Here is a 20,779-nt window from a genome sequence, read left to right on the forward strand (position 1 = left end):
GGGTGAGGTCGATGATCAAGGTGACGAACCCGTCCGGGCCGATGCGTCGGGGCGCCCAGCGGTGCTCGTCCACACCGATCACCCGCACCCCGGCCAACCGATCAGCTCCGGCCGCGGCCACCATGTCGGCGGTGGTGCGCATCGCGATCGTGCTCACGGTGTGCCAGGACACCCCCAACTCGGCGGCGATGGCCGAGATGGTGGTGCGGTCAATCAGCAACCGCCGCAACACATACCGCGCACACCGCCGGGTCGTCGAGGCCCGCGGTGCCGCGAGCTTGCCCAGGTCCTGGTTGAACACCGCACGGCCGCACTCGGCCGTGGTGCAGCGGTAGCGGGGCACCGCCACCCGCAACACCAGCGGGTAGCCGGCCACCGGAAGATCGGTCAACGGGCGAGTAACGGTGTCGCGGTAGCGGCCTTCCTGACCGCAGTCCGGGCATCGCGCATCCCGCATCACCGGTGTGCAGAAGATGGTCGTGGACTTCTCATCAATGGCCGCGTCGGTGATCGTCACACCCAACTCGATGGTGCGCATGATCGTGTCGGCAACAACAGACGGCGGGCAGGCAGTAGCCTCAGGCAAGGGTCACCTCGGTGGTGTGGTGAAGCGCGTGTGGGAACCTGCATCGTCACCCACCGAGGCCCCGCCTCACCGAAACGACACACGAGCCTGCCCACCGGGACATCACCGACTATCGCTGCACTCTCAATTACGAAGAGCCGCTAAACTGCGCTAGGATAGGGGTAGTGGGGCCGCCGCGACGACACTGTTCTCTAGGGCACCGAGCCCACTTATCTCTGTGCGAACCACATCTCCCGCTTGGAGAAACAATCCTTGCCCGCCACCGACGCCGGACGGTGTCCCGGTGGCAATTACATCACCGGGTTCCAACGTAACCGTACCGCTGGCCGCGGCAACCAGTTCGGCCACCGAACAAATCATGTCGGCTGTTGATTCATCTTGACGTAAAGCACCATTGACCCACAGCCGAATGTGTAGCTGCTGGGGGTCATTGATGAGAAAAGCGGGGGTGATGCCGGGCCCCAGTGGCAGCGACTTGTCGATGGATTTGGATGCGAACCAGTCGTATGTGAAGGCGGCAGCAGGCACCGCCGTCCGTTTATGATGTCCCCGTGCGCTGATGTCGTTGGCGACACAGTACCCGGCAACATGATTTAGTGCCCGGCCGACGGGTATATCTCGCCCACCTATACCGATAACCGCCGCCAATTCGGCTTCCCAGTCATATTTTGCTACATCTGGGGAATGTAGCACAATCGAATCATGTGGTCCGATAACGGTCGTTGTAGGCGGTTTAAGAAAAAAGAACGGTTTCCATTCGCCAGTCGGTATTTCGCCTCCCATTTCCTGTATATGGTGTTGATAGTTCACGCCAGCACACACGACTTTCCTGGGCCAGCGGATCGGCGCTAGTAGATCCTCATAGGTAATGATCTCGGCGTCTTCGATCTCGATTGACGGCAGCACCGCCCGCGCGTTTGGCCAATCATCAAGCAACTCAAGCACGGTGGGCCACTGCTTTAGAGCGGGCGGGACCACCACGTTCCCGTCCGAGCGCAAAATACCCAGGCCGACATCACTTCCGGTGGCGAACGAGACCAAAGACCAGCTCATAGCACGCTCCTCAAACCGTTGTTCTTTACGCGGCCACGAATGAGAGCTGCATGTTCTCCACCGCCAATCGTGGCCAAGCGACGCGGCGGGCGGGAGCGATAAGCTCGAAAGAGGCGGTCCTGGCAAGCAGTTCGCGGGCGACCAGCTGCATCTGCATTCGCGCCAGTGGCGCTCCGACGCATTGGTGAATACCGCGACCAAACGCGAGGTGTCGCTTGTCGGCACGGTCTAAGTCGAACCGATCAGGCCGCGGCCAATGAGCTGGGTCTACATTAGCCGATCCATAGTTCAACACGACGTAGTCTCCCGATTGGATGTGCTGACCGGCGATATCGACATCGCGTACGGCTTTGCGGGGCATTGCCTGCTGCGGTGAATCCAGTCGCAGGCTTTCCTCAACCGCATCGGGGATCCGGTCGGGATTGGCACGAAGAAATGCTTGTAGCTGCGGGTCGTCCGCCAGCCGCAACACCAGATTGCCGACACCGCCGGTCGTTGTGATATGTCCAGCCATCATCAAGGCGATAACGGTATTGCCGATCTCTTGATCATCAAGTGGCCGGCCATCGATGGTGCCAGCGATCACGCCACTAATCACGTCGCTACCGGGCTTTTCGCGGCGTTGCGCGACCACGCGGAATAGATAGGGAAGCACGTTGCCCAGCGCACCGAAGACTCCTTCTTCCGGGTCGGAAAGGCCGTCTTTGGTGAGCCGTTCCAGTTCGGTAACCCATTCGTGATGAAACACCCAATCGTCATCGGGTAACTCCAAAAACGCGCATAGCGCCCGAGTGGGGAAAGGGTAGGCGAATTCAGTGGCGAAGTCCGCCGTTCCCCGCCTGATCATTTGGTCGAGCATCTCGGCGGCGATGGGCTGGATTCGCTTCTCGACATCGTCGATTCTCGACCGTGAGAAGTACTGGTTGAGCAACCGTCGATAGCCGCTGTGCTCGGGGGGATCGCTTTGCAGCGGAAGGATGCGGGGACCGCCGTGTCGGGGAGTCACGCTGCTGAGCGCTTTGTGGTTCTTGACAGCCTCAATGACGCGGTCGTAGCTCATCACGATCTCGTAGGGGGTTTCGTCGACGAGCACCCGGCGCACTTCATCGTTTTCGAGCAAGCCGCTGTAGATCGGGGCCGTGCTGTCGTCGTGGCCAGACGCCAACTCAGCGAAGGCGGCGTTGTAATCCCATTGCATTGTGAACCTTTCGATGTCCTAGTTAGATCGCCACCGGGTACGGCAGCGAAGGGGTCAATGGTCGATCAATTTGGGGTTGATCGGTCCCCAGCTGTTCACCGCGATTGCGTCGACCTCCCAGGTCTTGGGGTATTGAGGGAACTCCGTGTGCCATGGGCGCGGCTCGAAGTAGCCCTTGGCTTCGTCGTGGATGACGTCGAGTTGCGTAAAGAGCTCGACAAGGTTGCCGTCGGGGTCGTGGTGGTAGGTAAAGATGTTGTGGCCGGCTCCATGGCGGCCCGGTCCCCATTCCAGCCGATAGTTATTGGCAGCCAGGTGGTCGAGCATGGACTGCAGGTGGTTGAGGTCACGCATTTCGTAGGCGATGTGGTGCATGCCGTGAAACTTCTTGGTTGCCAGGAAGTTCGCCGCATGGTGATCGGCGTTGCAGCGCAAGAAGACGAAGAAGTCGCCGATGGTGTCCGACCACCTGAATCCCAGCAGGTCTTGGTAAAACGCCTGTAGGGTGCTCAACTCCGGTACATAGGCGGCGATGTGACCCAGTTTCGTCGGTCGGAGCACGCTTTCGTGCGCGTTGAGGCCGCTGCGTGTTTGCTCATCGTAGAGGTGCAGTTTGCTGCGGGTGAGCGGCTCGTCGAGGACAAGTACGTTGGGCGTCGACGGCGCGATGTCGGAACGGCGCTCGACGCTGTAGCCGGCCGCACTAATACGCCGTTGCGCGTCGTCGAGTTCGCCGAACACCTCATAGCCGACCACGGTGCGAGCTTGGGCTGCGCCTTGTCGAATGACGACTGCGTGGTGGTCGAATGACGGTGTCAAATAGACAGTGTCGTGCGATTGGTCCACTTTGACGAAGTCGAGTACACGGGTGTAGTACTCCGCGAGGCGGTCGAGGTCCTCAGTTTGAAACTCGACATAGCCCAGTTTCGACACGGTGACAGCAGTCGATGGGCGACTCAATGAAGTCATGCTGATCCTATTGTTTGTGGGGTGGTCGCTGCGTGGGAGGCGGCGGTGGGTGGCAAAAGCCGCTGCAGCACCTCACCACGGGGTGGAGACATCTGCATCACCCGCACCTTGGGTGCGGCGCCAAACTCACGTCCGGCGCCTGACGCCCGCCTTCCGCCAATGGGTCGCACGTAAGCAATTGACGCTAACCGTGCAGACGGACTGAGCGGCCACCAGGTGTGCTCGTGGAGCTTTCGTGAAGTCATTGCTGGATAGCAGAATCGGCTCTTGCTTGCGTTGTCGACGCTTTCGTCGTCGCTGCCGAACCTGCTTGGTCACCGGAGGCCATTCTGCGCATGGCAGCCAATGTGGCCTCGACGGCCTTAAGGTAGTCGTCTTTCATTGAATCGGCGTACGCACGTTCGGCGGCGGTGCCGGGTGCTACGCCGATGAGGCTAAGCGCGAAACTGAAGCGAAGTCGTAGATTGCCGTTATCGTTTTCAATTTCATTGGCGATAGTTCCGAGGACGGGTCCCGCCATTCTGGTGAACACCACACGATGGGGTGCATCGAGCGTAATGCGTTCGCTGAAGCGCTGGCCGCGGAACTCGATCTCCCTGTCGAAGCAGGTCTCTGTCAGGCGGTTGGTTACCTCGCAGTAGGTCATGCTCGGGACATACGGCAATGCGTTATTGGCTTTGAGGACCAGTCCGTCCCATACGGCGTCGCGGCTCAGTTTTGGTTCATCGCGTTCGCCTTCGTTGACCAGCACACTGTGTGAAACGTAAATCATTTGGGTCTCCTTTCTCGAGGAGTCGTGGACATCATCGGAAAGCCCTGGGCGCGCTGGTTGCCTCGTCTCATGGGCTGTTTTGCGGAGGCAGACGGCGCTCCGCGATGCGGCCGGTGCAGGTTTGCTCTGTTGGGGAGGTCGCAGCCAACTGATTTTCGTTATGCGGCAGCAAAAGGTCATGAACGCACGCGATGTCGGAATCGGCGTATCCCTGCGAGAGGGCTTGTCTGTACACCTTTCGGGCCGCATCGAAAACCGGGTGGCTCACCTCGAGGGTTCGGGCGCTTCGTTCAATCTGCTCAAGGATGTGGTGCAGCGTTGCGACCGAGCCTGCCGCCGGTGACCATTCCCGCGACCGCATCCGAGGTCCCCGCTCTTTCAGAACCGCTGAGGACGCGATCGAATTGTCCAACGCCTCCTGAACAAGGTTTAAATCTAGGCCGCTACGCCGGGCAAAAACGATCGCTTCGGCCGCTGCTACATTGTGTATGGCCAGCAGGAGATTCGCGACGTATTTCAGTCGAGTACCGCATCCGAACTCACCGGCGTACATCCACCGCCCGCCAATCGCATCGAGGACCGGGCGTACCCGTTCGACACTCTCTAACTGCCCGGACACAAAGGTTGTGGCTCGGTGAGACGCCACCATGTCCGGGCCACCGCTGATTGGACAATCCAGCATGTCCGCATTCAAGGAACGAAGCTCTTCGGCCATTTTCAGCTTGTCCGCGATGTCAATTGTGCTCATCTCGATGTGAATTAGGCCCGGTCGCACAGCGGTCAAAATTCCCGCCACGCCACGCAAAACCGAATAGACATCGTTCGCGCTCGGTAACACCGAGAGCACCACATCGCAATCTTCGGCGATAGCAGCTGGTGAATCTGCATTGTGTCCGCCCGCCGCTAGCAAATCGGCGCAGCGTCGCCGGCGATAGCCCACGACTTGAAAGCCTCGGGCAATCAAGTTCCGCGCGATTGGCATACCCATCTTTCCGAGGCCAATCACACCTACCCGCTCTACGAGCCCATACGACGTCGAAGACTCTACAACCATTGGCAGGATCCTTCGCCCAGACCAATATGGACGCAGAAGCTGCCCTCTTGGAGCACCCACTCAAACACCTCGAAGGTTCGCAGCCCCGCCTGCACGAACGGATCCTGCGCTGCGATGTCACGCGCTTCATCGACGGTGCTGGCACGCAACACAGTTACCCCAGAACCCGTGGTGACGTTCGGTCCAGATCTCAACGGGCCAGAGAGAAAAACAACGCCTGCTCGTTCCAACTCGAGCAACCACCTGACATGCGACTCGCGGGCAGCGGTGATCTGCTCGGCCGCGATTCCAGGTTGCGGCTTCGAACGGATCAGCCAGTAGCGACGGCTCATCGCATCCGCCCTGCGGTGTGAAGCGCACACCCTCAAAACTGTATGCACTTTTCCCCTGGCGTCAAGCCGGGTGGGCAAGAAACTGTATACAGACCCGTGCCAGTCGTGAAGACTGGCTATATGTCACGAACCATGGTTATTCCTGGAATCCAGGAGTTACATCTGCCGGCTGCGCGACAATCAATCCCGCACGTGCATGCCTACCTGCGTGAATGCATCCTTGACGGGACACTGCCACCGGGTAGCAAGCTGTCGCAAGTCTCTCTGGCGCGTCAGCTGGGAATCAGCCGCACGCCGCTGCGTGAAGTACTTCGGATGCTGCAGGAAGAGGGGCTCGTCGAGATTGAGCCTAATCAGCGCACCCGCGTGACGGGTCTGGATGTCCAGGAGCTCGACGACATCTATGCCTGCCGTATAACGCTCGAAACGCTTGCGTTATCGATGACGATTCGCAAGTTCGGCGACACCGACCGCACGGCGGCCGGGCAGCTATTGGCGACGATGCGCGAGGCCGCCGATTCTGGAGACCTAAACTCGTGGTTTGCCGCGCACGCCGAGTACCATCGTTTGATCACCGCGGCAGCCGGACCGGCCCTTCGTCGCCAGCTCGGCATTTTCGCCGATCGAACTATCCGCTACATCCGCATCTACCAGCTGTCGGACCCCTCTAGCTGGCAAGCCGTAGGCGATATCGAGCACGCGCGAATCCTGCAAGCGTTGATCGCCAAAGACGAGGGCGCGGCGTTAACTGAACTCGCGCACCACCTGGCCCGCACCGCCCTGAGGGTTCTGGGTGATTGCGCGCCCGACTACATACCGACCGCGGTGCCTCACGCGGTCGAACTCGTCACAGCCAGCCAAGACAGCGACACGTTGAATGACCGCAGAGCCGCTGCAAAGGATTTGCTGGCGCGCTAACAACCGGGATCATGGACCACCAGGCACGCCAAGCCGTTATTGCAGGCAGGGAACAGTCGGCCCCATAAAGTGTATACACTATGTTGGAAAGCGCCGGTAGCCGTTCTAGGGTCAGGTAGCACCCATTCGTGAGCACCTGTCCAAAGTCCCCGCCGTTGGAGGGTTGCATGCCGGGTAACGCACATGATGGGCGAGTGGCAGTCGTCACCGGATCCGCCCGCGGTTTCGGGCGTGCCATCAGCGAAGGGCTCGCCAAACGGGGCGCCGACATCGTTGCAGTCGATATAGCTGACTGCTCCTCGACCGCCGACGCGATTCAGCGCGCCGGTCGCGCCTCGCTGGTGGTCCGCGCCGACGTAACCGACCCTGCACAAGTGGACGAGCTGGCGCAAAACATCCTCAGTCGATTCGGCCGATGTGACATCCTGGTGAATAACGTTGGCTCCTATCCATTGCGCGACTTCGGCGAACTCGAGTATGGACTTTGGCGGGAAGTCTTGGCCCTCAATCTTGATTCCCAATTCCTGATGGCGAAAGCTCTAGTTGATCCGATGAAGGAGCAACGGTGGGGCCGAATCATCAACGTCACATCTAATTCTCTCATGCTGGCCATCCCCGGCCTCGTGCACTACATGGCCAGTAAAGCCGGATTCGGGCCATGTGGAATGCAATGGGCAACAACCCGTACCCGTGGATTAGCTACCGATCTGGCTCCGTTTAATATCACGGTCAATGCCGTTGGTCCTACCGCTACTCCTACCGAGGGTGCGTCAGCGAACGGAGTTAGCGGCCAGTTGATTGAGATGGTGGTTGCGATGCAAGCGATCAAAAGGCCCGCGACGCCGGAAGACATCGTTGGAACGGTGTCCTTTCTCGCAAGTGACGACGCGGCGTTCCTCACGGGACAAACCATTATGGTCGACGGCGGTCTTGCCCGGATTTAATACACAGCCCTGGTGGCCGGTGGATCGACCTAAGCCCGCATCGCAACGACCACAAATTGTCCGTTAAACAAACTGCGAGGTTCAGAAGAATGGATGTAACCACACCAAGTATTCGCCCACACGCCGATTTCGGCGGTTCATTCGACCATTACGATGCAACAATGTCCGAACAACAGTGGCGTGAGACCTACGAGCGCTATCGTGCCAGCTGTCCAGTCGCCAGGATCAATCGTTACGGCGGCTTTTATCTTGTCAGCAGCTGAACTATGCTGCAGCCAACCGTGACCCCGCGATATTCGACCGCCCCGCCAGCTTCAACATCGATCGCGAACACAACCGACACCTGGCGTTTGGCACCGGTCGTCACCTGGCGCGCCTGGAGCTCAGAGTGGCGCTGCGGCGTCTAGTCGAGCGCTTGCCCGACATCACCCTTGCCGGTGAACCACAATTGAGCGGGCTCTTGTCGGGCCAGCTGATGCGGATCGAATCAATGACGACTGCTATCCGGTCGCAGTTGGCGCACGTGCCGGCGTTGACGCGCGCGCGGTCACATGAGCGTAGGTGGCGACAACTGCCCCGGCTGAGGCCAATTGCTGAACGCCTCGGCGTAGCTGTGGCTCATCACCTCAAGCACCGTGCCCCACGGATCGGTGGTGTATGCCAGCATCCAGGGCCGGCCAGGCACGAAGTGGTACGGCGCCGCCAGCAACGTGCCGCCCCCGCCAACGATGCGGTCAACCATGCCCGAAACGTCCGGGTGGGTGATGCATAAGTGCCACAGGCCGCGATCGAGCCAGGGCACCGACTCCTCCGGCGACCGCGGTCCGCGCGAAGGTGGGTCGACGAACTGAAAAAGCTCGATACCAACCGAATTGGCGCTGAGCAGATGTGCCTGCCACGCTCGGCGGAACCCGCTGCCGAACACGCCGGCGGCCTCTGCGTGTCCGTCAGGATCAAGCAGCCGCGGGCCCATGATGCAGCGGAAGCCGAAGACCGCGCCATACCAGTCGATCGCCGCTTTGATATCAGGGACGGTCACTCCCACGTGGTTGATGGCAAGGCCGGCCATGGGTTCGAGCGACATCAGTAATTCCCCTTCGGGTCAGTACTCACCAGGGCAGGTCGCCGGCGTCCCAACGTTTCTGAACGTCGGGGTACAGCGAAGTGAGGTCGTGGGGCAGCGACGCCTTGACGTGGCGGGTCCTGTCGTCGGTCAGCACCTCCTCATCACCGCGCTGAATAGCAGCCAGCGTCTGAGCCGCGACATCGCCAGGTGAAATCTTCGCTTCTGCCACGGTGTCCGCCATGTCCGTGTCGATCCACCCTGCGTGCACGCCGACGACGAGGGTTCCCTGCGCGCGCAGCTCGATGCGAATCGCGTTGGTCAAGGCCCACTCGGCAGATTTCGACGCCCCGTAAGAACCGTTGAACGGAGATGCGAACCAACTGGCGATCGACAGCATGTTGACCAGCGCGCCGTCGCCTTGACGGGCAAGAACGGGCACGAAAGCGCGGCACATCGCCAGTGTCCCAAAGTAATTGGTTTCCATCTCGCTGCGCGCCGCACTCAGGTCGGGCGACGCCAGCAGGGGACTTCGCAGCATCGTCCCGGCGTTGTTGATTAGCACTGCGACGTCGCCGCAGCTGGATGCCGCGCCTTGGACGTCATCCGAGTTAGTGATGTCGAGTTTGATCGGGATGACCCGAGCATCGTCAAACTCAGCCGTGTCAGGATTTCGTGCCGCCGCGTACACGCGGGCCGCGCCCCAGTCGAGCAACTCTCGCACGAACGCCTCCCCCAGACCCCGGTTAGCCCCGGTGACCAATGCGGACCTGCCCGCAATGGCAACGCCACCAGGCGAATTGATGGTTGCCTCGCTCATGACCAGTTCTCCCGTCGGGTTATGAGTCGGTCGGCGGAGTGGTTGCCGAGGGCCGCTCATCCGGAAGCGCGGCGCCGCGGGTCGCCATCGCGTACAGCGCGACATAGTCATACTCGCCGTATCCATGGCCGATGGCGGTCTGGACCAGTTGGTGAGTACTCGCGGCGATCGGCATCGGAACCTCCAGCGCCCGTGCCGCGGCCAGCCCAAGATCGAAGTCCTTGCGCATGCCCGCGGTGGTGAAGGTGGGTTCGTAGTCGCGGGCGCGAATCGCTTGACCCTTGGCGGAGAACAATTTCGAGCCCAGTACCGAGCCGTCGATGAAATCGAGAAACACTGAAGGAGCCACGCCCCCCTTCTCCGCCAGAGTCGTCGCCTCGGCCAACGCTTCGGTGCTCATGCCCACCAACAAGTTATGGGCCAGCTTGACCAGCAGCGCCTCCTCGCCCGCACCGGCGTAGGTCACGCCGGATGCGATCGCGCCCAGATACGGCCGTGCGGCATCGAAGACCTCCGCGGGGCCCGAAGCAACAATGGACCCGTGCCCATTGGCGACCGCGTCCGGATTGCCGCTGACAGGGGCCGAGAGGAACCCGACCTTGTGGCGTGCGGCCTGGCTTCTAACCTCGGCGGCGGCTTCGGCGGACACCGTTGAACAATTCACGATGATGCGCAGCGCGGGTTGGCTGCTTAACAAGCCATCGGGGCCGACGGTGACGGCCAGCAGATCCGGCGAAGACATCACCGTGACGAACACGATGTCGCAGTGGCCCAACCCGCTGAGAGTTTCCGCATGGGAGGCGCCCAAATCTACTAGCGGCGCGGTTTTCGATGCCGTCCGATTCCAGACGGTCACCGCAACGCCACTCGAGATCATGCGGGCCGCCAGGGCACTCCCTAGCCGGCCGGTGCCCAGCCAACCTATTCGAAAGTCAGGATTCATTCCGGTCTAACTCCTCATCCATCCGACAGCCTCTGTATGCGCAACTGTACGCTGGGGTGCAGGATAGCGCACGCCATTTCGGCACTTTAGGCTGGACCTCTAGGTATGGTGTGAGCCTAAGGGGACAGCTGTACAGTATCGTGGACGGTCGGAGCGACGATGACAGACGGATCAACGCCTCACGTGGTCGATGCGGCGGCAACCGGCCTCGGCCCGCGCCTTCGACAGCTGCGCCACACGCGGGGCATCTCGGTGCGTGAGCTCGCGCGCCGAGCCGGCTACTCGGCGAGCCTGATCTCGCAAGTGGAACGCGGCGTTACCACACCGTCTGCCAGCGTCGTCTACGCGCTGGCCAACGAGCTCGGCATCTCGCTGGACTTCCTGTTCGGCGCCGGCGACCTACCAAAAACCCCACATGCATCGTCAGGTGACGCCCTCGCGCCGCCACAGTCTGCGTTCCGCCCATGGGGTCGCGCCAGCGACGCCAACGGGACGGGGATCGTGCAACGAGCGGGCGACCGGAGCGTCATCGAACTTTCGACCGGGGTCCGCTGGGAGCGACTCACGCCGACGCACGACGACTGGGTCGATTTTCTGGAGGTAGTCTACGCCCCCGGCGGCCAGTCCAGCGATGGTGGTCAGGCCGTCCGTCACGACGGCCGCGAGTATCTGTACGTTCTGCACGGAGAGCTAGAAGCTGTCATCGGCTTCGACACACTGCGCCTCTATGAGGGCGATTCCCTGGCCTTCGACCCCGCAACGCCACACCAATACCGCAACCACACAACCCAAGTCGCGCGGGCCTTATCGGTCGTTGTGCACAATCCCACGAGGTAGGCCTGGATGCCCGCGGTGCACGCACGTCTGATCGGGTCCCGGTAGGCCAGTTGGCTCAGTCGGCGAGGTGCTGGACGCCGAGTACGCCGAGCAGCTTGAGGTTGGCGGCGTCGGGAGTGTTGGGTTCGGCGGTGTAGACGATTATTTTGAGGTCACTGCCTGCAACGGCCAGGACCTCGCAGTCCAGCGCGATCGGGCCGACATCAGGGTGTAGCACGGTCTTGTGCGCGGAAACCCTTGGGCCGACCTCGAACTTTCCCCACAGCTCCGCGAACCGCGGGCTCCGCGCGGTCAGGTCGGTGACCAGCGCTGTGAGATCGGGGTCGTCGCGGTACCGGGCCGTGGCCAAGCGCAGGTCAGCGACGATCTCGCGTTCGTATGCGATAACGTTCGCGCCTTCGTGCATTACGCGCGAATCAGCAACGCCGGTGAAATGGCGCCACAGCACATTGCGGTCGCGGCCACGCCACGCCGAGGGGTCGCCCTGCAGCGCAGCCCACATGTCGTTCCACTGCACGATGGTCCAGGCCGCAGTGAATACTGCGACCGGGGTGTCGGACAACCGATCGGTAAGGCGCTGCACGCCCGGCGGTACGTGATCGGGCACCGCGCCCGCCGGCGGGGCGGCGCAGCCGGCGATGCGGTAGAACATGTCGCGCTCGTCGTTGGTCAACCGCAGCGCCCGAGCCAGCGCACCCACCGTCTGGCTGGACGGGCTGCGGGACCGCCCCTGCTCCAGGCGCACCAGATAGTCCACGGACAGGCTGGCGAGCGCGGCCAATTCCCCGCGGCCCCGCCCGGGCCCTCGCCGGGCGGCGGGCGCCGGCACGCCGGCCGCGGCCGGGGTCACGCGTGCGCGCCAGGCCCGCAGGGCCTCGCCCAGCGCCGAGGATTGCCGTGCCACCATGCCAGTATGCGCAGGGACCTGCCGGCCCGGGTGGTACCGGTAGTCCTACGGACATCCGGATCCTGTTAAGGCACAGCGCGCACGGCCAGACTGAAGCCATGACAATCACCTTGATCACCGGAGGCAATAAGGGTCTGGGCTACGAGACCGCCCGCCGACTCATCGCCGAGGGCCACCAGGTCTATCTCGGCGCCCGCAACCCCGAGCGCGGCCAGCGCGCCGCCGACGACCTCGGCGCCCAGTTCGTCGAGTTGGACGTCACCGACGACGCATCAGTCGCCCGCGCCGCCGACGAACTCATGCGGCAGACCGGGGCGCTGGACATCCTAATTAACAATGCCGGCATCGTCGGTCCGCACACGAGCGTTGCGGACTTGACCGGGTTGGACGCCCAAGACGTGTTCAACACCAACGTGTTCAGCATCGTGCGCACGACGCACGCGTTCCTGCCGCTGCTGAACAAGTCGGATGCAACAGTCATCGTGAACGTATCCAGCGGCCTGGGCTCGTTCGCGCTCGTGCATGACCAGTCGCGGATCGAGTCGTCAGTACCGGGCGCGCTTTACCAGGCGTCCAAATCGGCGGTGCTCATGCTGACGGTGCAGTACGCCCGGCAGCTGCCGAACATTCGCATCAACGCCGTCGATCCCGGCTACACCGCCACCGACCTCAACGGCCACAGCGGCACGCAGACCGTCACTGAGGGCACCGACGCCATCGTGGCCATGGCGACCATCGCCGCCGACGGCCCCACCGGCACGTTCACCGATCGGCACGGCACTGTCCCCTGGTGACTCAACTCGTCTGAGCCGGCGCCACTGTGACCTGCCGCGTTTGGACCCTCAAACCGAATCGCTGCTCAATGGCTTCGGCAGCACTAGCCACCGAGTCCGCATGGACGTGTGTGATCGCGATGGACTCGTAGAGTCAAGCTGTGGAACGCGTTGACCTGCGCCAGGTCGAGTACTCATTGCCGTTGCCGAGGAGCTCCACTTTGAAATCTGTTCTGGCACTTTGTTGTATCTGATGTGGACCGAACGGGGCGACCGCCGATTGAACATGGCGGTCGCTGCGATATTACCGTTCTCGTTTTGGGTGCCATTCATTCCCGCGCACTTCTTCAGTGGATCAAGCCTGGACGACACCACCGCCCACCACAAGGGACCGTCAGCGCCCCAACTAGGGCGTTTCACCCTCTATCCGAACGGAACGCTCTCCGCGATCAAGCTTCTGCTGCTCGGCGTCGGATGGTTGAGGTTCCGCCGCGGTCAAGCATGCTAGTGAATAATCACCGTTTACGTCGCATCCGACTTAGTTGGTTCACGACCAACTCAGAATGCGTGCCAAGGGCTCGTCTCCGGTCCGGGGACGGCAGGACGGATGGAGTTTCAGGTGAGCTTTTCCAACGGACACGATGTCACCAATTTGGTCACCAGCGTGGCGTCAGCGCAGGGGTATTGGCAGATGGGAATCTTGTGGACGCCGTTGATCACCACAGAGCAGACCCGCGGCCAATACTCGCTGATGGAGCAGCTCATGCCCGAATCAGCAGGCCCGCCACCGCATGTGCACGATCACGGCGACGAGGTGTTCTACATTCTCGACGGCGAGATGGCGCTGCAGCTGGGCGACCAGACCGTGACTGGCGTTCAGGGCCAGTTGGTGCGGATACCGGCCGGCACCTCCCACGCCTTCGTTGTCACGAGCCAAACCGCGCGAGTACTCAACTTTTATGTCCCTGCGGGACTGGACATGCAAGTCGCCATGCTCGGGACACCGGCGACAGCACCGACTCTGCCGCCCGACGGCGCCCAACGCCCGCCCACCGAAGACCAGCAGCGCGCGTTCGCCGAACGGCTTCACGATCTCGCGACTCAGCGGATGGCCCCCGTCGAAGACCTTCTTGCCCACCTTCGAGCCAACGAAGCCGAAGGCCAGAGACCCTGAACGTCGGAAATGTTCTGTGCCGCATCATCAATCGCCAGCTGCACGGCCGCGATGGCTACGTCAACGACTACGAAATCGCACTGTGGCGTGACGCCCGCTTTCCACGCATATCCGGCGCCGCTCCCCGCCCGGAGGGCTGACGCCGACGGCGCCGTGCAATCCTTCTTGAGTTGACAACGTCACGTGAAGCCCGAGAGTTGGCCGTCATCACGGGTGCATCTACTGGCATCGCCTGCGCGGTTCACCCCGTCTGGGGTCCTGAGTGGCGCAGAAGGCCGACGAAGCTGGCGATGTCGGGAGGGGTAGCCAAAAGGAATCCGTCACGTTAAACTGTATACAGTTTTGCGGCCTGTGAACGTCGGCGGGAGGACCCCCTGACCGAATGTGATGGCGTGGGAAGGCATCGGCGATGACGGTAACGGCGCGCTGGGGACAGCTGTGCTTGTACCGGTAGGTGTCTTCGCTGGCCTGGGGGTCCCTGCGGTTTCGCACTCTGTGCGTTCAGCGCACGACGGATTGGTCTTTCGCTACCTTGTCGACGCCGGAGACAGCGAACTGGCCCTGGCGTGGTTCTGCAAGCGCGACAACTCGGTCGTGGAGACCGTCCTCGGCGGGCTGCAAGCCGCGTGCGTTCCTGAGATGCTTGCGTCCAGAACTCCTGCGGGAGGGCCGCTGTGAAAATCACGCGAGTCGAAGCGATCCCATTTGCCATCCCGTATGTCCGGCCATTGAATTTTGCCTCTGGACAGGTTCACACTGCCGAGCACGTGCTGGTTCGGATTCACACGGACGACGGGGTGGTCGGCATCGCCGAAGCGCCCCCGCGGCCATTCACTTATGGCGAGACGCAGGCTGGCATCGTTGCGGTCATTCAGCAGATTTTCACCCCCGCGATTATCGGGCTCACGCTGCTGGAACGAGAAGTCATCGGTGGTCGGCTTGGCCGCACCGTCGGCAATCCCACCGCCAAGGCTGCAATTGACATGGCGATCTGGGACGCGCTGGGGAAAACTTTTCAGGTGCCCGTCGGTGAGCTTCTGGGCGGATTCACCGACAGGATGCGCGTAAGTCACATGCTCGGTTTCGATGATGCCGACAGCACGATCGCCGAAGTTGAGCGCATGCGGGATTTGTACGGGATTCGCACTTTCAAGATCAAGGTTGGCCGTCGTCCGATAGAACTCGACATCGCTGTCGTACGCGCGGTGCGGGAGCGGTTCCGCGAATCTCTCGAACTCTATATCGATGGTAACCGCGGGTGGACAGCCGTTGAATCGGCGCGTGCGATGAAGGAAATGGCTGACCTTGACCTGCTGTTCGCCGAGGAGCTATGCCCAGCCGATGACGTACTTGGGCGACGTTGGCTTGTCCGCAACCTCACTATCCCGTTCATCGCCGACGAGTCAGTCGTCACACCGGCCGACGTGACGCGCGAAGTGCTAGGCGGAGCGGCTACCGCAATCAGCATCAAGACCGCCCGTACAGGCTTCACTCAGTCGCGGCGCGTTCATCATCTGGCCGAAGGGCTCGGGCTCGACGTCGTCATGGGGAACCAGGTCGATGGTCAGATTGGCACTGCATGCACCCTCGCCTTCGGTTGCGCCTACGAACTCACCTCGCGCCACGCCGGAGAGCTTTCGAACTTTGTTGGCATGAGTGATGACCTACTTACCGAGACGCTGCATATTCGCGAGGGTCTCCTGTACCGGCAATCGGGCGTGGGTCTGGGCATAGACATCGACCCGCCGAAGCTGGCCCGCTACCGCACCGACCAGTGATCGCCTGACCAGCGCCAGCTACGAGGGACACCGTAGGGCAAGAAATGAAGGAGAACCATCAATGACAAACCTCCACGCGCCGGTCCAGCCTGCCACTGCAGCAGCGTCCGGTGCCTCGGCGACTAAACGATTCTGGGCCGACAAGTCAGGGTTCGAAGCTGTGAAGAATACACCTAGACAACGCGTCGACCTGCTGGCTCGCAAAGTTTTGGAAGCCATCCATGCCGTTATTCGGAAGCACAAAGTGACGTACGACGAATATAATGCTTTAAAGGCGTGGCTAATTGAAGTAGGTGAAGACGGCGAGTGGCCACTGTTCCTTGATGTTTGGATCGAGCACGCTGTCGAGGATGTCGCCACCGCGCATCGAAGAGGCAGCAAGGGAAGCATCGAGGGCCCGTACTATGTACCCAACTCCCCGGAACTTGGGGCCAGCGGCAAGATCACAATGCGCGACGCCGAGAAGGGAACTTCCTTGATTTTCGAGGGCGCCATCACGTCGACCGATGGCAGCCCGCTTTCCGGCAAGGTGGATATATGGCAGGCCGACGCCGACGGACTGTACTCGCAGTTCGCTTCGGGCATCCCCGAGTGGAATTTGCGAGGCACCTTCTCCACCGGTCCCGACGGCCGATTCAGCATTAGCACAATCCGGCCAGGTCCCTATCAGATTCCCACCGACGGCGCCTGCGGAAAGCTCATCGCTGCTGCCGGCTGGCACCCTTGGCGGCCCGCCCACCTACACGTAAAGGTCTCGGCGCCAAACCATGAGCCTCTGACTGCCCAGCTGTACTTTCCTGGCGATCCACACAACGAGGACGACATTGCCACCGCGGTAAAGCCGGAATTAATGCTGGACCCGATCCCGCACGCCAATGGCGCCGAGAAAGTGGTCTATGATTTCGTACTCGACCCTATCGTAGGCTGAGTTTTCATGCTGTTTCATGTGCGAATGGACGTCCATCTTCCCTGCGACCTTCCTGCGGAGAGTCGCGCCCAGATTGTGACAAGTGAAAAGGAATATTGCCAAGAGCTCCAGCGGTCTGGGAAGTGGCCCCATATCTGGCGAATTGTTGGCGAATACTCGAACTTTTCAATCTTTGACGTCGAATCAAATGACGAACTGCATGCTCTGCTTGCAGGCCTGCCACTGTTTTGTTATATGGACATCCACGTGACACCTGTGGCAACCCACCCCTCTGACGTTAAACCTTGAGAAAATGACTGCTGCTATGGGTATGCAACGCACTCGGAGAGAAAGGGAAAGCTTTGTATTCCATCGGTTTGATTGGTCGGCCACTAATGCCGGCCGAAATTCACAGAGCGTCGAGCGCAGGGGATACCAACTCTCAACGGAAGGCACTAGGCAAGCTCTAGTCTCGGCTGAATCCATGCCCGGTCCACGACGCGGGCCTACCGTCCTACATGAGCGTCGGGATATGCCCGAACCTAAATATCAACGGTCACGTTCAGACGCCGTCAGGCGTTAAATTCGCGGCCCGGCGGCAGCATGGCATCCGTTGGTTGACGGAGGCAACATGAGCAACAACTTGTTAGCTGGCGTCGCAAAGAATATGTCTGCACCATTTGCAAGCCAACTACCGGTCGAGGAACACAGATGGTTATGAAAGTTGCACTCGAAGAACATTTCGGCGCGCAGGATCCAAACATTGTCGAGCAATCCGCTGAACATTTCCAGGCCGATGCATGGCCAGCACACCGGAAGATGCTACTCGATATTCATGATGAGCGCCTGCAGATGATGGATCAATGCGGCATTGAGTTCGCTGTGCTTTCCTTGCTCTCACCTGGCATTCAATCCCTTCACCAGCGCGCGCAGGCTGTCGAATGGGCGAGAAGGTTAAATGATTATGGTGCACAACAGGTGGCAGCGCACTCGGACCGGTTCGCGGCTTTCGCGGCCCTACCCATGCAGGACCCCGATGCGGCTGTTGCTGAATTGTGGCGTGGTGTTAACGAATTGGGCATGGTCGGCGCACTTGTGAACGGTTATTCTCAGATCGATCGTGAGGACGCGATTGTCTACCTCGATGATTCACGTTACGACGCCTTCTGGGTCACTGTTTCTGAGCTCGGCGTCCCAATCTATTTGCATCCGCGCGATCCGCTGCATAGCCGCAGCGCCCAGTACGACGGTCATCCATGGTTGTACGGGTCTGCATGGGCATTCTCGGTGGAGACTGGCACTCATGCCTTGAGGCTGATGGGGAGTGGATTGTTTGACCGGCACCCAAGCATCAACGTTATTCTCGGGCACCTCGGCGAGCTATTACCGTTCAACATATGGCGCACGGACCACAGGCTTGCAGTTGCTCCGCGCGGTTTGCGCGTCAAAAAGTCCTTTAGTCATTACCTGCGCAATAACTTCTACCTCACCACAAGCGGGAACTTTAGAACTCGCGCTTTGCTCAACACCATTCAAGAGGTTGGAGTCGACCGACTGCTGTTCTCAGTGGATTACCCATTCGAAGATATGAACGAGGCCACTCAGTGGTTCGACCGAATCGAGCTCAACGAACATGATCACACCAAAATCGCACGCGGGAATGCAATACGCTTGCTCCGACTGCGGTTACCCTAGGAGCATACCACAATAGAGGAAGTTTTGCTGAGAAGATGTGTGGACTTTAGAACATCGCATGCTCTCCTTGACGCAGGGCGTTTGAGATGCTGCCCTGGGTGACATTCATCGAGTCAGGTTCCTCGTTCGCGTCTATCTATAGCTGCAGCTAGCTTCGTCGAAGATACCCGGAAAAATACCAAGGTAAAGTCGGCAGCAGAGGCCGATGGCGGAGTGGTGAGCGGGGTGCGGTTGCGAGGTGCGGTGTACGGGATAGGCATGTGGTTGGTTAACCGCCGAGCATCTGGTTGATTTGCTGGATTTGGGCCTGCTGTGCTTTGATTACCTCCTTGGCCAACCCGACCGCATCTATGTTCTTTCCATCGACCATTTCGGCGTTGGCCATCTCGATTGCTCCGCCACTCAGAGTAATCATCGACTGCAGCCACAGTTTATCGAACTCGGTGCCGTGCAAAGAGGCAAGTTGAGCCATCGTGAGGGCATCGACCATCCCCCTCAATGTGGCACCATGCACACCACCCGTTTTAGTATCGGGGTTTTCATTCCACTGCACCAGCAACACACGCAAAACCGCTATGTCCGACTCCAGGGTCGCTCTGGTCTTGGCAGCGAACCCTGTAACGTCGGCGTCGGCGGAGCGATTCATGCCCAGTACCGATAGATTGATCCCCTGCTCGTGGTGGGTGATCATATTGTTCGCGAAGGCGACGTCGTCAGCGTTGTAGCCAGCTGGCGTGCCGGTAATGCGGGGTGGGTCGGTGCTTGTGAGCTCGGTGCGACCTCCAAATGCCGGTTTGCTACAGGACGACAGGAATAACGCGGTCGCGAGCGCTGCAGCGACCGCCACGATGCGCGCGGTCAGCGATGAATATGGCACCAGCGTAGCCGTCCTCAAGCTGGCGTTGGCCTATAGTTGGGAGCGAAGTTATGCAGTCGCCAAATAAGTTGGGGGCACAGCTTTTGTGTGGCCGCCGCGCTGATAAAGTCCGACGCTTGGCACTCGTCGGTGGTATTTAAGTCAGTGTTGATATCCCTCACGACCTGCGAGTAACCCTCCCCGCACGTGTCTTGTCACGCATCCCGTACCTATACGTAAGCGCCTCACCTATGGTGGCAAGCTGTAACCTGGCCGAACGGTAAACATTAGACTTATGCGCGACGGCAGCACGCGCGAGCGGCGCACAAACCAGCATCTCCATGCCGACAGCGGCACCCGTTGACAAGGTCGTGGTAGCCAGCGACGCGCCGCGTTTCATGGTGTGGCAGCGTAGTTCATTGCCGCCATACAGGAGCCCGGTTAGGCACCTACGCAACATGTCGCTGATACGTCGAAGATGCCGCCCGCAGGAGCCTCAACACGAAACCCTTATCTCGAACGGATGCGTAGTTGGCTCAATTGATGTCGGGCCGTACCCGAGAGCAGCACCCGAGATATCGTACGTGGAACCGGTCATCGCGATCCTGGCGTCGCCTTCCAGGCCGAGGTTGTAGTCACCGGTAAAGCCGCTGAGCTTACGGATCCTTACGAACTGGACGATCAGCGGCCCTGCGTTGGATACCACCAGCGTCACACCACCATCATCGTCGCCGGTCTCGATGGTGGTCGTCGATTCCACCGTGGAGCACTGCACCGCCTCGGTCGCGTGGGCGGGCTTGCCGTCTATGGTGAGCTGCGCGGTGCCCGGCAGCAGGCTCCCGGGTTTAGGCTTGGGAGCTGATTCCGCTGAGCAGCCGACGGCACCAGCAATACCCAGTGCAAGTGCCGGTACGACAACGAATTGGTTCTTTAGCAATCTCCCGCTCATTGCTGCGCACCACGAGCCATCCCGTATACCGCGTCGTTCAGTGCAGGCGGTTAGGCCGGCTGACCGTAGACCGCTACAGCGACGCTACGGTCCAGACTATTCTCCGACCACACCCCTATTTGGGTATTAGCGCAATTGGACATGATTGCGTAGTAGTCGGGGCGGTAATACCAATTGCTTATAATGTCAAGGTTATTTATTGCCAACGCCGGGTGGATGGCCACAGTTTCCGCGACCGTTCCGCGATAACC

General features: G+C 60.6%; 24 protein-coding genes and 1 pseudogene (1 of these 25 cut by a window edge). 11 read left to right on the forward strand and 14 right to left on the reverse strand.

Annotation, left to right across the window (positions count from 1 at the left end; all coding sequences use genetic code 11):
* From ACFE99_RS06310 to ACFE99_RS06340, 7 genes are all read right to left on the reverse strand, one after another.
* On the reverse strand, window positions 1–586 hold a 586-nt coding region (locus tag ACFE99_RS06310), incomplete at its 3' end, for a helix-turn-helix domain-containing protein (RefSeq protein ID WP_375483476.1).
* Between the two features lie 150 nt (window positions 587–736).
* On the reverse strand, window positions 737–1,639 hold the full coding sequence (locus ACFE99_RS06315; protein WP_375483478.1) for a fumarylacetoacetate hydrolase family protein: 903 nt from the start codon (window positions 1,637–1,639) through the stop codon (window positions 737–739).
* A gap of 25 nt (window positions 1,640–1,664) precedes the next feature.
* Window positions 1,665–2,837: a cytochrome P450 gene (locus ACFE99_RS06320; protein ID WP_375483480.1), complete on the reverse strand. Its 1,173-nt coding sequence runs from the start codon at window positions 2,835–2,837 to the stop codon at window positions 1,665–1,667.
* Window positions 2,838–2,891: 54 nt separating this feature from the next.
* The gene (locus ACFE99_RS06325; RefSeq protein ID WP_375483482.1) at window positions 2,892–3,806 is read right to left on the reverse strand and encodes a VOC family protein; all 915 of its coding nucleotides are present in this window, start codon (window positions 3,804–3,806) and stop codon (window positions 2,892–2,894) included.
* A gap of 241 nt (window positions 3,807–4,047) precedes the next feature.
* Entirely contained in the window at window positions 4,048–4,578 is a 531-nt protein-coding gene (locus ACFE99_RS06330) for an SRPBCC family protein (RefSeq protein ID WP_375483484.1), read from the reverse strand.
* A gap of 67 nt (window positions 4,579–4,645) precedes the next feature.
* The gene (locus ACFE99_RS06335) at window positions 4,646–5,632 is read right to left on the reverse strand and encodes an NAD(P)-dependent oxidoreductase (protein ID WP_375483487.1); all 987 of its coding nucleotides are present in this window, start codon (window positions 5,630–5,632) and stop codon (window positions 4,646–4,648) included.
* The gene (locus ACFE99_RS06340; RefSeq protein ID WP_375483489.1) at window positions 5,623–5,964 is read right to left on the reverse strand and encodes a YciI family protein; all 342 of its coding nucleotides are present in this window, start codon (window positions 5,962–5,964) and stop codon (window positions 5,623–5,625) included. Before ACFE99_RS06340 ends, ACFE99_RS06335 begins: the two co-directional genes overlap by 10 nt.
* 192 nt (window positions 5,965–6,156) lie before the next feature.
* On the opposite strand from ACFE99_RS06340, the gene ACFE99_RS06345 reads away from it, so the two are divergent.
* From ACFE99_RS06345 to ACFE99_RS06355, 3 genes are all read left to right on the forward strand, one after another.
* The gene (locus ACFE99_RS06345; protein WP_375483491.1) at window positions 6,157–6,882 is read left to right on the forward strand and encodes a GntR family transcriptional regulator; all 726 of its coding nucleotides are present in this window, start codon (window positions 6,157–6,159) and stop codon (window positions 6,880–6,882) included.
* A 194-nt stretch (window positions 6,883–7,076) separates the two neighbouring features.
* Entirely contained in the window at window positions 7,077–7,826 is a 750-nt protein-coding gene (locus ACFE99_RS06350) for an SDR family NAD(P)-dependent oxidoreductase (protein WP_375483493.1), read from the forward strand.
* An 89-nt stretch (window positions 7,827–7,915) separates the two neighbouring features.
* Window positions 7,916–8,089: a hypothetical protein gene (locus ACFE99_RS06355; protein ID WP_375483495.1), complete on the forward strand. Its 174-nt coding sequence runs from the start codon at window positions 7,916–7,918 to the stop codon at window positions 8,087–8,089.
* 284 nt (window positions 8,090–8,373) lie between these two features.
* On the opposite strand, the gene ACFE99_RS06360 is transcribed toward ACFE99_RS06355, so the two are convergent.
* Genes ACFE99_RS06360 through ACFE99_RS06370 form a run of 3 tightly spaced genes read right to left on the reverse strand, consistent with a single transcriptional unit; the run spans window position 8,374 to window position 10,652 of the window.
* A complete protein-coding gene (locus ACFE99_RS06360) occupies window positions 8,374–8,910 on the reverse strand; it encodes a VOC family protein (RefSeq protein WP_375483497.1) in 537 nt (178 codons plus the stop codon).
* A gap of 25 nt (window positions 8,911–8,935) precedes the next feature.
* Window positions 8,936–9,709, reverse strand: a complete 774-nt coding sequence (locus ACFE99_RS06365) for an SDR family oxidoreductase (protein WP_375483499.1) — start codon at window positions 9,707–9,709, stop codon at window positions 8,936–8,938.
* Window positions 9,710–9,728: 19 nt separating this feature from the next.
* Entirely contained in the window at window positions 9,729–10,652 is a 924-nt protein-coding gene (locus tag ACFE99_RS06370) for an NAD(P)-dependent oxidoreductase (RefSeq protein ID WP_375483501.1), read from the reverse strand.
* Between the two features lie 159 nt (window positions 10,653–10,811).
* Here ACFE99_RS06370 and ACFE99_RS06375 point away from each other — a divergent pair, with 159 nt between their 5' ends.
* Window positions 10,812–11,489 carry a helix-turn-helix domain-containing protein gene (locus ACFE99_RS06375; protein WP_375483503.1) on the forward strand — a complete coding sequence of 226 codons (678 nt, stop codon included), beginning with the start codon at window positions 10,812–10,814 and terminating at the stop codon, window positions 11,487–11,489.
* A gap of 55 nt (window positions 11,490–11,544) precedes the next feature.
* Here the strand turns inward: ACFE99_RS06375 and ACFE99_RS06380 are convergent, their stop codons facing one another.
* Window positions 11,545–12,393 carry a helix-turn-helix domain-containing protein gene (locus ACFE99_RS06380; RefSeq protein ID WP_375483506.1) on the reverse strand — a complete coding sequence of 283 codons (849 nt, stop codon included), beginning with the start codon at window positions 12,391–12,393 and terminating at the stop codon, window positions 11,545–11,547.
* A 101-nt stretch (window positions 12,394–12,494) separates the two neighbouring features.
* On the opposite strand from ACFE99_RS06380, the gene ACFE99_RS06385 reads away from it, so the two are divergent.
* From ACFE99_RS06385 to ACFE99_RS06415, 7 genes are all read left to right on the forward strand, one after another.
* The gene (locus ACFE99_RS06385) at window positions 12,495–13,190 is read left to right on the forward strand and encodes an SDR family NAD(P)-dependent oxidoreductase (protein ID WP_375483508.1); all 696 of its coding nucleotides are present in this window, start codon (window positions 12,495–12,497) and stop codon (window positions 13,188–13,190) included.
* A 301-nt stretch (window positions 13,191–13,491) separates the two neighbouring features.
* The gene (locus ACFE99_RS06390; protein ID WP_375483510.1) at window positions 13,492–13,677 is read left to right on the forward strand and encodes a hypothetical protein; all 186 of its coding nucleotides are present in this window, start codon (window positions 13,492–13,494) and stop codon (window positions 13,675–13,677) included.
* 111 nt (window positions 13,678–13,788) lie between these two features.
* Window positions 13,789–14,343: a cupin domain-containing protein gene (locus tag ACFE99_RS06395; protein ID WP_375483512.1), complete on the forward strand. Its 555-nt coding sequence runs from the start codon at window positions 13,789–13,791 to the stop codon at window positions 14,341–14,343.
* Between the two features lie 674 nt (window positions 14,344–15,017).
* The gene (locus ACFE99_RS06400) at window positions 15,018–16,121 is read left to right on the forward strand and encodes a mandelate racemase/muconate lactonizing enzyme family protein (protein ID WP_375483514.1); all 1,104 of its coding nucleotides are present in this window, start codon (window positions 15,018–15,020) and stop codon (window positions 16,119–16,121) included.
* Between the two features lie 61 nt (window positions 16,122–16,182).
* On the forward strand, window positions 16,183–17,049 hold the full coding sequence (gene catA / locus ACFE99_RS06405; RefSeq protein ID WP_375483516.1) for a catechol 1,2-dioxygenase: 867 nt from the start codon (window positions 16,183–16,185) through the stop codon (window positions 17,047–17,049).
* A 6-nt stretch (window positions 17,050–17,055) separates the two neighbouring features.
* A complete protein-coding gene (gene catC / locus ACFE99_RS06410; RefSeq protein WP_375483518.1) occupies window positions 17,056–17,337 on the forward strand; it encodes a muconolactone Delta-isomerase in 282 nt (93 codons plus the stop codon).
* A gap of 408 nt (window positions 17,338–17,745) precedes the next feature.
* Window positions 17,746–18,723, forward strand: coding sequence for an amidohydrolase family protein (locus ACFE99_RS06415; RefSeq protein WP_375483520.1), 978 nt, complete (start codon window positions 17,746–17,748; stop codon window positions 18,721–18,723).
* A gap of 268 nt (window positions 18,724–18,991) precedes the next feature.
* On the opposite strand, the gene ACFE99_RS06420 is transcribed toward ACFE99_RS06415, so the two are convergent.
* The 3 genes and pseudogenes from ACFE99_RS06420 to ACFE99_RS06430 form a co-directional block, all read right to left on the reverse strand.
* Window positions 18,992–19,600: a DUF305 domain-containing protein gene (locus ACFE99_RS06420; RefSeq protein ID WP_375483522.1), complete on the reverse strand. Its 609-nt coding sequence runs from the start codon at window positions 19,598–19,600 to the stop codon at window positions 18,992–18,994.
* Window positions 19,601–20,075: 475 nt separating this feature from the next.
* The gene (locus ACFE99_RS06425; RefSeq protein ID WP_375483524.1) at window positions 20,076–20,528 is read right to left on the reverse strand and encodes a lipoprotein LpqH; all 453 of its coding nucleotides are present in this window, start codon (window positions 20,526–20,528) and stop codon (window positions 20,076–20,078) included.
* Window positions 20,529–20,578: 50 nt separating this feature from the next.
* A pseudogene (locus ACFE99_RS06430) lies at window positions 20,579–20,779 on the reverse strand (CAP domain-containing protein) (it continues 287 nt past the right edge of the window).

Source organism: uncultured Mycobacterium sp. (assembly GCF_964249325.1).
GTDB lineage: Bacteria > Actinomycetota > Actinomycetes > Mycobacteriales > Mycobacteriaceae > Mycobacterium.

Excerpts from the sequence above, each read along its gene's own strand:
- ACFE99_RS06315 (WP_375483478.1), bottom strand. The coding sequence starts at position 1,639 with ATGAGCTGGTCTTTGGTCTCGTTCGCCACCGGAAGTGATGTCGGCCTG.
- ACFE99_RS06320 (WP_375483480.1), bottom strand. The coding sequence starts at position 2,837 with ATGCAATGGGATTACAACGCCGCCTTCGCTGAGTTGGCGTCTGGCCAC.
- ACFE99_RS06325 (WP_375483482.1), bottom strand. The coding sequence starts at position 3,806 with ATGACTTCATTGAGTCGCCCATCGACTGCTGTCACCGTGTCGAAACTG.
- ACFE99_RS06330 (WP_375483484.1), bottom strand. The coding sequence starts at position 4,578 with ATGATTTACGTTTCACACAGTGTGCTGGTCAACGAAGGCGAACGCGAT.
- ACFE99_RS06335 (WP_375483487.1), bottom strand. The coding sequence starts at position 5,632 with ATGGTTGTAGAGTCTTCGACGTCGTATGGGCTCGTAGAGCGGGTAGGT.
- ACFE99_RS06340 (WP_375483489.1), bottom strand. The coding sequence starts at position 5,964 with ATGAGCCGTCGCTACTGGCTGATCCGTTCGAAGCCGCAACCTGGAATC.
- ACFE99_RS06355 (WP_375483495.1), top strand. The coding sequence starts at position 7,916 with ATGGATGTAACCACACCAAGTATTCGCCCACACGCCGATTTCGGCGGT.
- ACFE99_RS06360 (WP_375483497.1), bottom strand. The coding sequence starts at position 8,910 with ATGTCGCTCGAACCCATGGCCGGCCTTGCCATCAACCACGTGGGAGTG.
- ACFE99_RS06365 (WP_375483499.1), bottom strand. The coding sequence starts at position 9,709 with ATGAGCGAGGCAACCATCAATTCGCCTGGTGGCGTTGCCATTGCGGGC.
- ACFE99_RS06370 (WP_375483501.1), bottom strand. The coding sequence starts at position 10,652 with ATGAATCCTGACTTTCGAATAGGTTGGCTGGGCACCGGCCGGCTAGGG.
- ACFE99_RS06375 (WP_375483503.1), top strand. The coding sequence starts at position 10,812 with ATGACAGACGGATCAACGCCTCACGTGGTCGATGCGGCGGCAACCGGC.
- ACFE99_RS06385 (WP_375483508.1), top strand. The coding sequence starts at position 12,495 with ATGACAATCACCTTGATCACCGGAGGCAATAAGGGTCTGGGCTACGAG.
- catA (WP_375483516.1), top strand. The coding sequence starts at position 16,183 with ATGACAAACCTCCACGCGCCGGTCCAGCCTGCCACTGCAGCAGCGTCC.
- catC (WP_375483518.1), top strand. The coding sequence starts at position 17,056 with ATGCTGTTTCATGTGCGAATGGACGTCCATCTTCCCTGCGACCTTCCT.
- ACFE99_RS06415 (WP_375483520.1), top strand. The coding sequence starts at position 17,746 with ATGAAAGTTGCACTCGAAGAACATTTCGGCGCGCAGGATCCAAACATT.
- ACFE99_RS06425 (WP_375483524.1), bottom strand. The coding sequence starts at position 20,528 with ATGAGCGGGAGATTGCTAAAGAACCAATTCGTTGTCGTACCGGCACTT.